This window comes from Polaribacter marinus (assembly GCF_022662535.1).
Classification (GTDB): Bacteria; Bacteroidota; Bacteroidia; order Flavobacteriales; family Flavobacteriaceae; genus Polaribacter; species Polaribacter marinus.
The window spans coordinates 121,804-137,479 of record NZ_JAKQYM010000006.1; the positions used below are offsets into that span (position 1 = coordinate 121,804).

Sequence of the window (15,676 nt, forward strand, 5' to 3'; positions counted from 1 at the left end):
ATGAAACATTAGTCTTTCTCTACGCCTTCGCCTCCTTCACCTTCACCAGTTCCTCCAGTATCTTCTCCTTCTGTTACCGTTCCTCCTCCTGGCAAAAAATTAATGCTTCTTTCTTCTAAGTTGTTTTCTTGTAAATTCATTTTTTTATGTATTTAAAATTAGTCTTGTTAAAAGTAAATTTTTAGATTTAAAAATCAACTGTTTTATTGTAGTTTTTGAAATAAATCCCACAAAACCACTCCTGTAGTTACAGAAATGTTTAGAGAATGTTTAGTTCCTAATTGCGGAATTTCGATACATAAATCAGAGGCGCTTACCACTTCTTGTTGCACTCCTTTTACTTCGTTACCCATTACAATGGCATACTTTTCGTCTTTTCTAGGATAAAAAGTATTTAATTTTGTGCTGTTTTCAGCTTGTTCAATTGCCAGCACTTTTACACCTTCAGTCTTTAATTTTTCAACTAAAGTCAAAGTGTCTTCTACATATTCCCATGCTACAGATTCTGTTGCTCCTAAAGCAGTTTTATGAATATCTTTGTTTGGCGGAGTAGCACAAATACCACATAAGTAGATTTTTTCAATCAAAAAAGCGTCAGAAGTTCTAAAAACAGAACCAATATTATTTAAACTTCTAATGTTGTCTAAAACTACAATTAAGGGAGTCTTCTCAATAGTTTTAAATTCATCAACTGTAATTCTACCTAACTCGTTATTTTTTAATTTTCTCATACTTGAAGCTTTTGGCTTTTTGCATTTGGCTTTTAGTTAGTTTGTATGAAAACTATTGGCTAAGAGCTAAAGGCTAAAGACTTTTTTCTATCTTCGCAAAACTAACTGAAAATTTCCAAAAACTTGGCAAAATCAAAAGCTAAAAAGGTAACTCCTTTAATGAAACAATACAATGCTATCAAGAATAAATATCCTGATGCCATGTTGCTTTTTAGAGTAGGAGATTTCTATGAAACTTTTGGAGAAGACGCTAAAAAAGCGGCTGGTGTATTAGGGATTACCTTAACAAAACGTGGGGCCGGAAGTGAAACCGAAACTGCTTTGGCTGGTTTTCCACATCATTCTTTAAATACGTATTTACCAAAGTTAGTAAAAGCAGGAATGCGTGTTGCCATTTGTGATCAGTTAGAAGATCCAAAAATGACCAAAACCATTGTAAAACGTGGTGTTACAGAATTGGTTACTCCTGGAGTTTCTTTAAACGACGAAGTTTTACAAACCAAAACAAATAACTTTTTAGCGGCAGTTCATTTCGATAAAAAACAACTCGGAATTTCTTTTCTTGATGTTTCTACTGGTGAATATTTAGTAGCTCAAGGAAATGCAGAATACATCGATAAATTGTTGCAGAATTTTAGTCCGAGTGAAGTCTTGGTTCAAAAACAACACAAACAACAATTTTTAGAGCTTTACGAAAACCGTTATTATACATTTTATTTAGACGATTGGGTTTTTCAAAAGGAATATGCCAACGAAACTTTACAAAATCATTTTGAAGTAAAAAGCTTAAAAGGTTTTGGAATTGAAGATGTTAAAAACGGAATTATTGCTGCCGGTGCAGTAATGTATTATTTGTCCGAAACGCAACACAATCAGCTAAAACACATTCAACATATCAGCAGAATTGCAGAAGATAATTATGTTTGGATGGATCGTTTTACGGTTCGAAATTTAGAGTTGTACAATCCGAATTCTATCAATGCTGTTACCCTTTTAAATGTGATTGATAAAACAATATCGCCCATGGGAGGAAGATTGTTAAAACGTTGGTTGGCGCTTCCTTTAAAAAATATTGACGAAATTAAAAACCGTCATGAATTGGTCAAATTTTTTATAGACTCTGATGAATTTTCTCAGACGGTAACCTATCAATTAAAACAAATATCCGATTTAGAGAGGTTAATTTCTAAAGTAGCAACAGGTAAAGCTTCTCCAAGAGAAATTGTCTTATTAAAAGATTCTTTAAAAGCGATTTTACCAATTAAAACATCCGCAGAAAACAGTAAAAATAAAGCGGTAAAACAACTCGGAACTCAATTACATACTTGCCAAGATTTAATTGAAAAAATTAACGAAACCTTATTTGATGATGCTCCGGTAAACATCAATAAAGGAAATGCCATTGCAACAGGAGTTCATCAAGAATTAGATGATTTACGTGCCATTTCTAACTCTGGAAAAGAGTATTTAGATAACATGTTGCAACGCGAAACAGAACGCACAGGAATTAATAGTTTAAAAATTTCATTCAATAATGTTTTTGGTTATTATATTGAAGTTCGGAATTCTCATAAAGACAAAGTTCCGGAAGAATGGATTCGTAAACAAACCTTGGTAAATGCAGAGCGTTATATTACCGAAGAACTAAAAGAATACGAAACTAAAATTTTAGGAGCTGAAGAGAAAATCGCCAAATTAGAACAAGAAATTTTTACTAAATTATTACAATATATCATTCAATTTGTACAAATTGTACAAGAAAATGCTCAGGTTATTGCAAAAATTGACTGTTTACTCGCTTTTTCGGTTTTAGCGATTGATAACAATTATGTGCGTCCACAAATGGATGAAAGCACAGATTTAGAAATAAAAAATGGTCGTCATCCGGTTATTGAAAAACAGTTACCCATAGACCAAACCTATATTGCAAACGATGTGGTGTTGAACAGAAATCAGCAACAAATCATCATGATTACCGGACCCAATATGTCTGGTAAATCGGCAATTTTACGTCAAACTGCACTGATTGTTTTATTAGCACAAATGGGGAGTTACGTTCCGGCTCAAAATGCTAAAATTGGTATTGTAGATAAGATTTTTACCAGAGTTGGAGCAAGTGATAATATTTCTATGGGCGAATCTACTTTTATGGTAGAAATGAACGAAACAGCTTCCATCTTAAATAACGTTTCTGAGCGTAGTTTAATTTTGTTAGATGAAATTGGTAGGGGAACTTCTACTTATGACGGAATTTCGATTGCATGGGCCATTTCTGAGTTCTTACACGAGCATCCAACCAAAGCAAAAACGTTGTTTGCAACGCATTATCATGAGTTGAATGAAATGACTACCACCTTTGAACGCATTAAAAACTTTAATGTGTCTGTAAAAGAATTAGAAAATACCATTATTTTCTTACGTAAATTGGTTTCTGGTGGTTCGGATCATAGTTTTGGTATTCATGTTGCCAAACTTGCAGGAATGCCAAATATGGTAATCCATAGAGCGAATAAAATTTTGGCTAAACTAGAAAAAAACAACAAAAACGGGGATGTTAAAGACGTTTTAAAACAAGAACAGAATGAAGAAATGCAACTTAGCTTTTTTCAGTTAGATGATCCGTTATTAGAAAACATTAAAGAAGAAATTTTAGCCACTAATATTGATACGTTAACACCTATTGAGGCGTTAATGAAGTTGAATGAAATTAAACGAATGTTGATTAAAAAATAACTAGTTGATAGGTTTTAACTGTTTTTTTAATATTTAATTATGGATTTGTAGACCATAAAGCAGCACTTTTAAGCATCGCTCTTCTTGGTAATTTTAATCCTGCCACAATTAACTCTGCAAAATCTTCTGGTTGTAAAACACTATCTTCAGAATCTTTGCTTGCAATACCTAATTCTATAGACATATCTGATGCAATTGTACTTGGAGTTAACGTACAAACTCTAATATTATTTTTACGGACTTCTTTCATTAAAGATTCAGACATACCAATTACGGCAAATTTAGAAGCAGAATAAGCAGAAGTCGTTGCGTTACCACTTAAACCAGCTGTCGAAGAAACATTAATAATATCACCTTCATTTTTATCAATTAAATAAGGTAAAACTTCTTTAGTAACATAATACATACCCATTACATTCGTTTGTATAATTTGACTCCATTGGTCAACTGGCATATCGTTAAAACTTCCAAAAGCTGCAATACCTGCATTATTCACTAAAATATCTACAGATCCTAGGGTATTTACAATACTTTTAATTCCTTTTTTTACACCTTCATAAACACTTACATCAAACACAGCGTAAATTGCCTTAATTCCATATGTTTCTAACTCAGCAACCGTTTCTTTTAAAACAACTTCATTTCTACCTGTTATAGCAATATCAATTCCTTCTTTTGCAAATGCAATCGCAGTTGCCTTTCCTAATCCTCTACCTCCACCAGTAATTATTGCTTTTTTATTTTTTAACGTGCTCATATTTGATTTAAGATTGCTTATTTATAAGTGGTTATTTATAATGTCAAATGTATTGCTTTTAGATCAAACTTCCTGCTACTTTTTAACAGGTTTTGAACTTAAGAAGGAGCACTTACTTTAACCCCATAATAATAAATTATGAATTGGTATGTTTTTTATTTATTCCTGTTTTTTATTGCAGTAACTTGTATTTCAATCTTCATTCTAGGATCTGCTAACCCTGCAGAAAACATTGTTGCAGCAGGTCTAATATTTCTAAATTGTTTTTTTAATGTTGGCCAACATTTTTCAAAATCCGAAGCATTTGGTAAAATATATGTCACCCTAACAATATCTTCCATTGAAGCATTTGCTTGTTTTAGTATGAGCTCTATATTACTTAAACACTGCTCTGTTTGAGAAACAATATCGTCAGAAATTTCCATTTTTTTATACTCAAAGCCAGTGGTTCCAGAAACAAAAATCCAATTTCCCTGAACAACAGCCCTAGAATATCCAATTTCCTTTTCAAAAGATGACCCAGAACTTATTAATTTTCTTTCCATAACTTATACTAATAAATTTATAACGACTATATTATTATACTATTTCTTATTCTTTTACAATTACAAAAGGGAAGATATTTTATTTAAGTTTAATTCCATTTTTCATCAAAATTTCATCCCATGTTAAATCAGGATATTTACGAGTCTTAACCCAAGTTGTTGTAAATTTTAAATCAATTTTATCAGTAAATATGGTTTCTGTAAACGAGCTATCTCCTTCGTATTTATCAAGAATAACTGTTTGCATCAAAGAATCAAATTTGCTTGTTTTATTTATAGTTTCGATCTCATATCCTGAAGTTTTCCAAGTAATCTTAGATAATTTATTTCCGCTAAGATTCGTTTGCGAATACATATATTGATAATCAAAGTTTCTATATAAATATTTTATAGTATTTGATGAAGTGTTTGTTTTAAAAACCCCTTTTTTAAAGTCTTTGGGATATTCTTTAGAACAACTTTGTAAAATTATAAAAAGAAAAAAACCATAGCTTAATAGGGATACTTTTCTCATATATTTGAAGAAATTAATGTATTGATTAATAACAGCGATATCATTTAATAATTATCTCTTAACCACTCAAAAGTAGTTTGCATTTTCTTTTTAACAGCACTATTTGAATGCAGATAATGATTATTCATATAACTAAAAATCAAAACTTTTCCAGAGTTGGTCACTAAGTATCCACTTAAATTATAATTATTTCCTAGTGTTCCTGATTTTGCATGAATATAAGGTTTGTCTATTCCAGAAAACCAATTTTTTAATGTCCCTGATTTTCCTCCAACAGGAAAAAATTGAAACAATCTTTCTTCAGGAATTTTTTTATACATTTTCGTTAAAATATCAACAAAAGAAATAGGCGAAAATAAATTATATCTACTTAAGCCAGACCCATCTACCCAACGTGGTTTTTGCTTTAAATCTTTTAATTGATTCTCTAAAATATATTTTCTAACATTTGAAGAACTTAGCGTATCAGACAATGTAGAAGAAGCTAAAATTAAAATTTGTTCTGCTAAAAAGTTATCACTTACTTCCATCATTCTTTTAAACAAAGAATCTTTCGGAATGCTATAAGCAATTGTAGAAGGGTTGATCTCTGCTTGATTAATTATAGAAACTTTATTTGGTACAATATTATCCCAAAGATTAATAATTAAAGAATCACTCATAATCATTGGAATCTCTGTTTCTTTTGTTCTATTTTCTCCATAATAAAACGTGTTGCTATATTCATCTCTTCCATAAAAACCATCTGTAATATTTAAAGATTTTTTATACACTTTTGGAAACACTTTTAAAGAATCTTGACGGCTAACAGTAACTACATTTCCATACATAGGAAAAGCACTTCTCTCGGCGCTAAAATAACTATCAAAATCTTCCCAAGCCCAACCTGGTCCATATCTTTTATCTAAAATATTATCTATTATTAAATTTACTTTCTTAAAATTTTTTATCTTTTTAAAAGCTGTACTGTCTTTAAAATAAGGATGAAATAATGTTGGATCACCTGTTCCTTTAATGATAATTGTATCTTGGTTTATTGCATATTTAAACGCAGGAATTGAGTCTGGTAATAATTCTAAACCGGTAAAAAGTGTTGCTATTTTAGTGTTGCTTGCAGGAGTAAAATATTTTTCTCCATTTAAATTATATAGTACTTTATCTGCCTCTACATCATATATATATATCCCTGTAAATTGATTTTCAAAAAAATCTGATTGTATCTTTTTGGTAATAGTTCTAGAAATTTTTGTGGATTTACATTGACTAAAAAATAAAACAACCAATAAACTTACTAGGATTTTTTTTAACATAATAATTTATTCTTAAAAATTCTTTTCTCTAAATTACAAATATTTTTATTTGTAAAGTTTATATATTGAATAAATATTTACCTTTGCAGTAATATGAATGTACCTTTTTTATTTATTGGCGCTCCAGAAATATTTGTAATTATATTAATTGTAGTTATGGTTTTTGGTGCAGATAAAATTCCTGAAATTGCTAAAGGTTTGGGTAAGGGAATGCGTCAAATAAAAGATGCAACAAACGACATTAAAAAAGAAATTAACAACAGTGCAGAGAAACAAGGTATTGACACCGATTTTGTTAAAGGCATCAATAAAGAAGTTGCTGAAGTAAAAGAAAATATTGGTGATTTAACAGGGCCAATTAAAAGAAAAATGTAATCCTTTCTTTAGGGTTAGCTCTTATTTTACCCTACTTATAGTTAAGCCATCTCTTATAGGCAACAAAACAGTTTCTATTCTAGTATCTTCATTTAATAGTTTATTATACGCCAAAAGTGCTTTTGTATCTTTATCTTTTGGATCTAACTTTTCTACAACTTTACCACTCCATAGTACGTTATCAGATAAAATAACACCACCTGAGTTCATTTTATCAATAACTAAATGAAAATAATTGGTATAATTAGATTTGTCTGCATCTATAAAAACTAAATCCAATTTTTCATCAATACTAGGAATGATTTCTAAAGCATTTCCAACATATTGTACGATTTGATTTCTAAATCCAGATTTTTCAAAATATTTGTTTTGTAATGTTTCTAATTCTTCATTCTTATCAATAGTTATGATTTTCCCTGTTGATGATATTCCTTCTGCTAAACACAATGCAGAGTATCCTGTATAAGTGCCTATTTCTAAAATATTTTTGGGTTGTATTAATTTAGAAATCATCGATAAAACCCTTCCTTGAAAAGCGCCACTTAACATTCTTGGGTTTAATACTTTTTGCCAAGTTTCTCTACTTAATTCTTGTAAAATAATTGGTTCTTGTTGAGAGTGTTCTACAACATAATGATCTATCTTTTCTGGTAAAAAATGCATCTGTTCTTATTTGTTTCAAAAATACAAAAAAACGGAATCTATATTTCTATAAACCCCGTTTCAATCTAACAAAAAATCAAAAAATGTAGTTTTATAAAAACTACAAAATTATTTATGTCTTTAGTTTATGTTTAAGATCTTCTTTCTCTTCTTTTGTTAAACAGTGTTTTTTTTCTTTACACTCTTTAGAATAATTCTTGTAAATTTTACTTAAGAAGACATTTTGTTTTGAATATACTCCACAAATTCTACATCGAATAAAATGAATATTTAACTTTACTTTTTCTAACAAAGTTGCCTCACCGTACTGATTTTTATCGCAAATAGTAGTGGCTTCGTCACATGTTATTCTTAAATTTTTAAACATTTTTTAATTATTAAACCAATTATCTTCCATACATTTTCTAAGCTGTGTTCTTGCTCTATGTACGATAACCCATAGGTTTGACGGTGTAATTTCTAACTCCTTACAAATCTCCTCGGTTTCAAAACCTTGTATAGTTTTCATTTTAAAAACCATTGCATATTTTTCTGGTAAATTGTCAATACACCTTTCTATTTGCTCTTTTAATTCTTCATTTTCTATATCTCTCTCTGATTGATTGTCCCAGCTCTGTGGTACGCGTTCTTCAATCCAATCTCCTTCATTTTCTCCATCATTATAAAAGTTCATTCTAACTTCTGCTTGTCCTTTTTTAGAATTAATCTTTCTATAATAATCGATTACTTTTCTTTTTAAAATAGAAACCAACCAAGTTCTTTCTGTAGATTTTCCTTGAAAATTTTTAGCAGATTTTAAGCCTGCAAAAAAAGTATCTTGTACTAAATCTTTTGCCAAATCACTATTGTTAACACGAGAAACAGCATAATTATATAGATAATCTGCGTAATTATCTATCCATTTATCTGTATTTAGTGTAATTTTTTCTTGCAACATTTTAAAAATAAAAAACCAAATATAATGCTATTTTTTTCATTTATTAGGTTTACAATTTTGTCTTCTCTACATATCAGACAAAAAGAGGTTTTTATTCGTTCTGATATTTTTAAATAACTAAAATAAATTCATTTAAGATTAGCAAAAGATTAACTTGTGTAATATCTATTGATATTTCTTACTTTTACCCCGTTAATAAAATAAAAAACATGTCTGTAGCAAAAAAACAGTATAAAAGAGTAACCGTTAAATCCTTGGTAGAAATGAAAGCAAATGGAGAAAAAATTTCCATGCTTACAGCTTATGATTATACCATGGCAAAAATTTTAGACAGCTCTGGAATTGATGTTTTACTTGTTGGTGATTCGGCGTCTAATGTAATGGCGGGTCATGAAACTACACTACCTATTACTTTAGATCAAATGATTTACCACGCAAGCTCGGTAGTAAGAGCAATTGAGCGTTGTTTAGTTGTTGTTGATTTGCCTTTTGGAAGTTATCAATCTGATCCAAAAGAAGCTCTACGATCTGCAATTAGAATTATGAAAGAAAGCGGAGGACATTCTATAAAATTAGAGGGAGGTAAAGAGGTTAAAGAATCTATAAAACGTATTTTAAATGCTGGAATTCCAGTAATGGGGCATTTAGGACTAACTCCTCAATCTATTTATAAATTTGGAACATACACCGTAAGAGCTAAAGAAGAAGAAGAAGCAGAAAAGCTTATGGAAGATGCTTTGATGTTAGAAAAAATTGGTTGTTTTGCTGTTGTTTTAGAAAAAGTACCTGCAAAATTAGCAAAAAAAGTTGCTGAGGCTATTTCTATACCGGTTATCGGAATTGGAGCAGGAAATGGTGTAGACGGACAAGTATTAGTGACTCATGATATGATTGGAATGACACATGAATTTCACCCACGTTTTTTAAGACGATACTTAGACTTATATAAAGATATGACTGGTGCTTTTGAAAACTATATTAGCGATGTAAAAAGTGGTGATTTCCCTAGTGAAAAAGAACAATATTAGAATAGATATTTAGGTTATTGATACAAAAGGTTTTGAAATCTTAATAATATATTATCTCAAATAATGAAAATTCTCCACCTCGATTCAAATCATCCTCTTTTACTAAATCAGCTAAATATTTTAGATTTTACAAATGATGAAGATTACACATCATCTAAACAAGAAATTGAAAATAAAATTCATTTGTACGATGGTATTATTATACGAAGTAGGTTTTCTATTGATAAATCTTTTTTAGATAAAGCAACAAACCTAAAGTTTATAGGTAGGGTTGGTGCCGGTTTAGAAAATATAGATTGCAAATATGCAACCTTAAAAAACATCGAATTAATTGCAGCTCCAGAAGGAAATAGAAATGCTGTTGGAGAACATGCTTTAGCAATGTTACTATCCCTCTTTAATAAATTAAACAAAGCTGATAAAGAAGTTAGAAAAGGAAAATGGTTACGTGAAGAAAATCGTGGAATTGAACTAGATGGAAGAACTATTGGATTAATTGGTTATGGAAATATGGGGAAATCTTTCGCTAAAAAACTTCGTGGTTTTGATGTTGAAGTTCTTTGTTACGATATAAAATCAAATGTAGGTGATAAAAATTGCAAACAAGTTTCTTTATCAGAATTACAAAAAAAAGCAGATGTTTTAAGTTTACACACGCCACAAACAGATCTTACTAAAAACATGATAAATGCTAATTTTATCAATGATTTTAAAAAACCTTTTTGGTTGATAAACACTGCACGTGGAACATCAGTGGTAACTAAAAACTTGGTTTCTGCTTTAGAATCTGGTAAAATATTAGGAGCCGGTTTAGATGTTTTAGAGTATGAAAAATCTTCTTTCGAAAATCTTTTTTCTAAGGATAAAATGCCTAAAGCATTTGAATATTTGATACATGCAGACAATGTTATTCTATCACCTCATGTTGCCGGTTGGACCATTGAAAGCAAAGAAAAATTAGCACAAACAATTGTAGATAAAATTAAAATAAAATTTTGTTAACTTGTAGGCTTTTAATTCATTAAAGAATGCCCGAAAAAGTTAACTCAATAAAAGAATACATTGCTCAAGCTCCTAAAGAGCGTCAATTTTTTTTAAAAAAACTTCAAAAAACAATAAAAAATAGTTTACCAAAAGACTTTGAAGAAGGTATAAAATATGGCATGATTGGTTATTATGTTCCACATTCAATTTATCCAAAAGGTTATCATTGTAACCCATCTGAAGCATTGCCTTTTATGAGTTTTGCTTCTCAAAAAAACACTATAAATTTATACAGCAGTGCTATTTATGCTATTCCAGAAATTAACAATTGGTTTATAAATGAATACACAAAACACAGTACCAGAAAATTAGATATGGGAAAGAGCTGTATTCGTTTTAAAAAATTAGAAGATATCCCATTTGATTTGATTGCAGAATTATGCAAAAAAATTACCGTTAAAGAATGGATCTCTATTTACGAATCATCAATAAAAACAAAAAAATGAAAAAAGGAAAAGTCATAGGAATTGGAGGTGTTTTCTTTAAATCTGAAAACCCAAAAGATACTAAAGATTGGTATAAAAAACATTTAAGCTTTAATACTGACGATTGGGGAGCAACTTTTTGGTGGAAAGACAAAGATGGAAAAGACGCAACAACACAATGGAGCCCGTTTGCAAAAGACACGACATATTTTGAGCCCTCAAAAAAAGACTTTATGTTTAATTATAGAGTAGAAAATTTAGTAGAATTACTAGAAGAACTTAAAAATGATGGAGTCACTATAATTGATGAAATTCAAGAGTTTGATTACGGAAAATTTGGTTGGATTTTAGACAATGATGGAAACAAAATAGAACTTTGGGAACCCATTGACAAATCATTTAAATAACTTATAATCAATTTATTATGATAGATAAAAGTAACAATATAGAAAAGAAAATCACTTCAAAGTCATTTACTGAAGAAGTAAAAGAAAAAGCTTCAGAGCTAAAAGAAGAAGCTAAAGAGGTTATAGAAAATGCTAAAGAAAAACTTCATGAAACTTTTTCGGAAGAAAACATAGAAAAAGCAAAACATAAAGCTGAAGAGTATTCGGAAGTTGCGAAAGAAAAAGCTTCAGAATTTCTTGTTGATGCCAAAGAAGCTTTTGATGTTGTAAGTGAAAAAGGATCTGAACTTGCAGGAGATGCTGTAGAACATATAGCGGATTTTGCTGAAGAAGCAAAAGAAGATATTAAAGAGGGAAAAGAAAAAGCAAAAAACTTTTTACATCGATTATTCGGAAAATAAAAAAAACAAACCATGAAACTACTTTCAAATCACCCAACAGAAATTTTAATTTTACTTTTTTTAATTGTTACTTTTTTACAATCCGGTATTGATAAATTATTAGATTGGAAGGGAAATGTTTCTTTTATAAAAGATCATTTTAAAAATTCTCCATTAAAAAATAGTGTTCCTTTTTTACTCGCTGTTATTTTAATTATAGAGATTATTGCCGGAGTCTTAATGATTATTGGTGCATATCAATTATATACTTCCGAATTAAAAGAAATTGCTTTATTAGGAGTTGAGCTTTCTGCAATCACTTTAATCTTTTTATTAATAGGACAACGTTTGGCTAAAGATTATGCCGGAGCGATGTCATTAGCAGTTTACTTTATCATTACACTTTTAGGTGTTTACCTGTTAAATAGTTAAATCTTATTTAAATAAAAAATAAAATAAATAATATCTATTTAAAAACCACTTAAAACATTCGTTTTAAGGGGTTTTTAAATTATTTTAATACAACCACACCATTAACCTCTTAAAAACAAAAAAAAGCCACTTATATGGCTAAATTAATTGTTTTTAATCACATAAATTAACGAAGAATACTGTGTAGTGCTTCTTGCTTTGATATTAGAAAGAAATCCCCTATAAAAACCATTAAAAGGATTATTCTTACCTGATTTATATTTTTCACTCAATAAAGAAACATAATAAGAATCAAACTTCATAGGAAGTGTTTTTTCAACTCTCATTTCTTTTTCTGAAAATAATTTATGTATAGAATTTTGAGAGAAGTGCCATAAATGTCTTGGCACATCAAAAGCGGCCCAAAACTCTTTATAATAATTAGCGTCATAACTTTTGTAATTCGGAACCGCCACTATAATTCTTCCGTCTTTAGAAAGTAATTCTTTTAAACTAGAAATGTATTCGTTCAAATTACCAACATGTTCTAAAACATGCCAAAGTGTAATTACATCAAATTTTTGATTTTCGATTTCGTATAGGCTTTCTTTTAAAAAGATTCCTTTCTGGGCAGCAATATTAATTGCATCAATACTTGGTTCTACCCCAATCGTATTCCAATTATTATTTTTACATACTTTTAAAAAATCCCCTGTTCCTGCACCTACGTCTAAAATATTTTTATTAGATGTTTCAAAAGAATTTATTAATTGAAGTTTTCTTTTTAAGGTATACTTTTTTACCGTTTGATAAATTTTTTCAAACAGCGTTTTTTTTGAATCTGTATGAGAAATATAGTTTTCGCTTTTATAGTAATTTTCTAGATCTACAGGCACAGGAGATGTTACCAACATCTCATACTTTTGATTTAGCATTACTTCATATGTTTCTCCTGAGACAGTATAATCTTTACAATTTAAAAAAGGTTGCAAACCTTTATAGAGTTCTTTTTCTTTCTCCATAATTTATTTTTTTTACAACAATGTTCCTCGTGGAACAATTGCTGTTTACTCTCTTTATTATCTTCCCATATAAACTAAAAGAACAGAAATATCACTAGGGGAAACACCACTAATCCTACTAGCTTGTGAAATGGATGTGGGTTGAATTTTACTTAACTTTTCTCTAGCTTCATAAGAAAGAGATTTCACTTTTTGATAATCAAATTTAGAAGGAATAACAACATTCTCTAATCTATTTAATTTATCTGCATTATTCTTTTCTTTTTCAATGTATCCTGAATATTTTAAATGAATAACAGCTTGTTCGATTATTTCATTATCAATTGCATTATCTACTAAAAACAGTTTTAATTTTTGAACATTATCAAAATCAGAAAACTCTAATTGTGGTCTAGCTGCAATTTTATAAAGCTTCATCGATTGGTTAATTAAAGCTAAATTTTTAGCTTCCAAAATAGGGTTAATTTCCTCTTGTTTAACACTGGTGTTTTGTAAAAAATTAATAAGCAAATCTGTTTTTCTTTGCTTTTCAATAACACGATCTAATCTTTCTTTAGAAGCCAAACCTAATTCATATCCAATAGGCGTTAATCGCAAATCTGCATTATCTTGCCTTAACAATGTTCTATATTCTGCTCTAGAGGTAAACATTCTATAAGGCTCTTCTGTACCTTTTGTAATTAAATCATCAATTAAAACACCAATATAAGCTTCATTTCTTTTTAAAATAAAAGGGTCTTTATTTTGTGTTTTTAAAGCAGCATTTACACCAGCCATTAAACCCTGAGCCGCTGCTTCCTCATAACCAGTTGTACCATTTATTTGTCCTGCAAAAAACAAATTCTCTATTATCTTTGTTTCTAAAGAATGTGTTAATTGAGTAGGTGGAAAATAATCATACTCTATAGCATAACCGTATCTGAAAAATTTTACATTTTCAAAACCCGCCACAGAACGAATTGCTTTATCTTGAACATCTTCCGGTAAAGAAGTAGAAAAACCATTAACATACATTTCACAAGTAGTCCAACCCTCAGGTTCAACAAAAATTTGATGTCTTTCTTTTGTAGCAAAACGATCAATTTTATCTTCTATAGAAGGACAATATCTTGGACCTGTAGATTGTATTCTTCCATTAAACATTGGAGACCTATCAAAACCTGTACGTAATAAATCATGTACATCTAAATTGGTATACGTTAAATAACAAGAACGTTGTTTAACCAATGGTTTTGATGTTGGTAAATAAGAAAATTTTTCAGGGTTTTCATCACCAGGTTGTTCAATCATTTTAGAATAATCTAAAGATCGACCATCAACCCGTGGAGGTGTTCCGGTTTTCATTCTACCCGATTCAAAACCTTTTTTCACTAAATCTTCTGTAATTCCAGTTGAAGCTCCTTCACCAGCTCTTCCTCCACCAAAACTTTTATCACCAATATGGATCAATCCATTTAAAAAAGTTCCTGCAGTTATAACAACTGTTTTTGCTTTTATTTCTAAACCTAAAGCAGTTTTAACTCCAATAATTTTATTTTCATCAAACAGCAAACCATTAACAGAATCTTGATAAAAATCTAAATTATCTGTTTGCTCTAACATCGTTCTCCAACATTCTGCAAACTGCATCCTATCAGATTGTGCTCTTGGACTCCACATAGCAGGTCCTTTAGATTTGTTAAGCATCTTAAACTGAATAGCTGTTTTATCGGTAACTATAGCGCTATAACCACCCAAAGCATCAATCTCTCTTACTATTTGTCCTTTTGCAATACCTCCCATAGCAGGGTTACAACTCATTTGCGCAATATTTTGCAAATTCATTGTAATAAGCAAAGTGTGCGCGCCCATATTAGCAGCAGCAGCAGCAGCTTCGCTACCCGCATGACCACCACCAACTACTATAACATCATATGTTGTTGAAAATAAACTCATATTTATAGTTCCACGTGAAACTTATTTTTTATTAAATTGATTATCAGTTACTTATAACAGAAAGAGCTTTGTTTTCAGCATTTCTCATTTGAATTTTATCATCAACAGATTTATCTTTAAAACCCATATAATGTAAAACACCATGAATCATTACCCTGTGTAATTCATCCTCAAAAGAAACCTTAAAATCTTTAGAATTATCCTCTACTCTTTCTACAGAAATATAAATATCACCATTGATTAATTTACCTAAAGAATTGTCAAAACTAATAACATCTGTTAATGTATCATGTTGTAAAAATTCAACATTTAACTTGTGTAAATAATCATCATCACAAAAAATATAATTGATTTCACCTAACTCAAAATTTTTATCTTCTATTACGGTAGTAATCCATATTTCTAAGGATTCTTCGTCCTTTAATTTAAAAGAGGTTTCATAATTGAATGTAATCATAT

19 protein-coding genes are annotated in these 15,676 nt (G+C 29.8%); 8 read left to right on the top strand and 11 right to left on the bottom strand.

Annotation, left to right across the window (positions count from 1 at the left end):
• Positions 1 to 8: 8 nt before the first annotated feature.
• On the bottom strand, positions 9 to 140 hold the full coding sequence (locus MC378_RS15390) for a hypothetical protein (RefSeq protein WP_274704120.1): 132 nt from the start codon (positions 138 to 140) through the stop codon (positions 9 to 11).
• Between the two features lie 63 nt (positions 141 to 203).
• On the bottom strand, positions 204 to 731 hold the full coding sequence (locus MC378_RS09620; protein WP_242178549.1) for an RNA methyltransferase: 528 nt from the start codon (positions 729 to 731) through the stop codon (positions 204 to 206).
• A gap of 159 nt (positions 732 to 890) precedes the next feature.
• Between MC378_RS09620 and mutS the strand changes: the two genes are divergently transcribed.
• Positions 891 to 3,464 carry a DNA mismatch repair protein MutS gene (gene mutS, locus MC378_RS09625; protein WP_420851008.1) on the top strand — a complete coding sequence of 858 codons (2,574 nt, stop codon included), beginning with the start codon at positions 891 to 893 and terminating at the stop codon, positions 3,462 to 3,464.
• A gap of 37 nt (positions 3,465 to 3,501) precedes the next feature.
• Here mutS and MC378_RS09630 read toward each other — a convergent pair whose 3' ends face one another.
• The 4 genes from MC378_RS09630 to MC378_RS09645 form a co-directional block, all read right to left on the bottom strand.
• On the bottom strand, positions 3,502 to 4,221 hold the full coding sequence (locus MC378_RS09630; protein WP_242178551.1) for a 3-ketoacyl-ACP reductase: 720 nt from the start codon (positions 4,219 to 4,221) through the stop codon (positions 3,502 to 3,504).
• A 155-nt stretch (positions 4,222 to 4,376) separates the two neighbouring features.
• Complete coding sequence (locus MC378_RS09635; RefSeq protein ID WP_242178552.1) at positions 4,377 to 4,766, bottom strand: RidA family protein; 390 nt, start codon at positions 4,764 to 4,766, stop codon at positions 4,377 to 4,379.
• Positions 4,767 to 4,845: 79 nt separating this feature from the next.
• The gene (locus MC378_RS09640; RefSeq protein ID WP_242178553.1) at positions 4,846 to 5,280 is read right to left on the bottom strand and encodes a hypothetical protein; all 435 of its coding nucleotides are present in this window, start codon (positions 5,278 to 5,280) and stop codon (positions 4,846 to 4,848) included.
• Between the two features lie 44 nt (positions 5,281 to 5,324).
• A complete protein-coding gene (locus MC378_RS09645; RefSeq protein ID WP_242178554.1) occupies positions 5,325 to 6,590 on the bottom strand; it encodes a D-alanyl-D-alanine carboxypeptidase/D-alanyl-D-alanine-endopeptidase in 1,266 nt (421 codons plus the stop codon).
• A gap of 93 nt (positions 6,591 to 6,683) precedes the next feature.
• Here MC378_RS09645 and MC378_RS09650 point away from each other — a divergent pair, with 93 nt between their 5' ends.
• Complete coding sequence (locus MC378_RS09650) at positions 6,684 to 6,965, top strand: Sec-independent protein translocase subunit TatA/TatB (protein ID WP_242178555.1); 282 nt, start codon at positions 6,684 to 6,686, stop codon at positions 6,963 to 6,965.
• 21 nt (positions 6,966 to 6,986) lie between these two features.
• Here the strand turns inward: MC378_RS09650 and MC378_RS09655 are convergent, their stop codons facing one another.
• Both MC378_RS09655 and MC378_RS09660 read right to left on the bottom strand, forming a co-directional pair.
• Positions 6,987 to 7,628, bottom strand: coding sequence for an O-methyltransferase (locus tag MC378_RS09655; protein ID WP_242178556.1), 642 nt, complete (start codon positions 7,626 to 7,628; stop codon positions 6,987 to 6,989).
• Positions 7,629 to 7,998: 370 nt separating this feature from the next.
• A complete protein-coding gene (locus MC378_RS09660; protein ID WP_242178557.1) occupies positions 7,999 to 8,565 on the bottom strand; it encodes a sigma-70 family RNA polymerase sigma factor in 567 nt (188 codons plus the stop codon).
• Positions 8,566 to 8,774: 209 nt separating this feature from the next.
• Between MC378_RS09660 and panB the strand changes: the two genes are divergently transcribed.
• The 6 genes from panB (at position 8,775) to MC378_RS09690 (ending at position 12,281) form a co-directional block, all read left to right on the top strand.
• Positions 8,775 to 9,593 carry a 3-methyl-2-oxobutanoate hydroxymethyltransferase gene (gene panB, locus MC378_RS09665; protein WP_242178558.1) on the top strand — a complete coding sequence of 273 codons (819 nt, stop codon included), beginning with the start codon at positions 8,775 to 8,777 and terminating at the stop codon, positions 9,591 to 9,593.
• Between the two features lie 63 nt (positions 9,594 to 9,656).
• Positions 9,657 to 10,595 (top strand): 2-hydroxyacid dehydrogenase, encoded by a 939-nt coding sequence (locus MC378_RS09670; RefSeq protein WP_242178559.1) that lies wholly within the window; start codon positions 9,657 to 9,659, stop codon positions 10,593 to 10,595.
• A 26-nt stretch (positions 10,596 to 10,621) separates the two neighbouring features.
• On the top strand, positions 10,622 to 11,083 hold the full coding sequence (locus tag MC378_RS09675) for a DUF1801 domain-containing protein (protein WP_242178560.1): 462 nt from the start codon (positions 10,622 to 10,624) through the stop codon (positions 11,081 to 11,083).
• Positions 11,080 to 11,469, top strand: a complete 390-nt coding sequence (locus tag MC378_RS09680; RefSeq protein WP_242178561.1) for a VOC family protein — start codon at positions 11,080 to 11,082, stop codon at positions 11,467 to 11,469. Before MC378_RS09675 ends, MC378_RS09680 begins: the two co-directional genes overlap by 4 nt.
• 17 nt (positions 11,470 to 11,486) lie before the next feature.
• The gene (locus MC378_RS09685; protein ID WP_242178562.1) at positions 11,487 to 11,870 is read left to right on the top strand and encodes a hypothetical protein; all 384 of its coding nucleotides are present in this window, start codon (positions 11,487 to 11,489) and stop codon (positions 11,868 to 11,870) included.
• A gap of 12 nt (positions 11,871 to 11,882) precedes the next feature.
• Positions 11,883 to 12,281: a DoxX family membrane protein gene (locus MC378_RS09690; protein WP_242178563.1), complete on the top strand. Its 399-nt coding sequence runs from the start codon at positions 11,883 to 11,885 to the stop codon at positions 12,279 to 12,281.
• A gap of 143 nt (positions 12,282 to 12,424) precedes the next feature.
• Here MC378_RS09690 and MC378_RS09695 read toward each other — a convergent pair whose 3' ends face one another.
• Genes MC378_RS09695 through ybeY form a run of 3 tightly spaced genes read right to left on the bottom strand, consistent with a single transcriptional unit; the run spans position 12,425 to position 15,674 of the window.
• Positions 12,425 to 13,282, bottom strand: a complete 858-nt coding sequence (locus MC378_RS09695; RefSeq protein ID WP_242178564.1) for a class I SAM-dependent methyltransferase — start codon at positions 13,280 to 13,282, stop codon at positions 12,425 to 12,427.
• 57 nt (positions 13,283 to 13,339) lie between these two features.
• Positions 13,340 to 15,217: a tRNA uridine-5-carboxymethylaminomethyl(34) synthesis enzyme MnmG gene (gene mnmG / locus MC378_RS09700; RefSeq protein WP_242178565.1), complete on the bottom strand. Its 1,878-nt coding sequence runs from the start codon at positions 15,215 to 15,217 to the stop codon at positions 13,340 to 13,342.
• A 43-nt stretch (positions 15,218 to 15,260) separates the two neighbouring features.
• On the bottom strand, positions 15,261 to 15,674 hold the full coding sequence (gene ybeY, locus MC378_RS09705; protein WP_242178566.1) for an rRNA maturation RNase YbeY: 414 nt from the start codon (positions 15,672 to 15,674) through the stop codon (positions 15,261 to 15,263).
• Between the last annotated feature and the right edge of the window lie 2 nt (positions 15,675 to 15,676).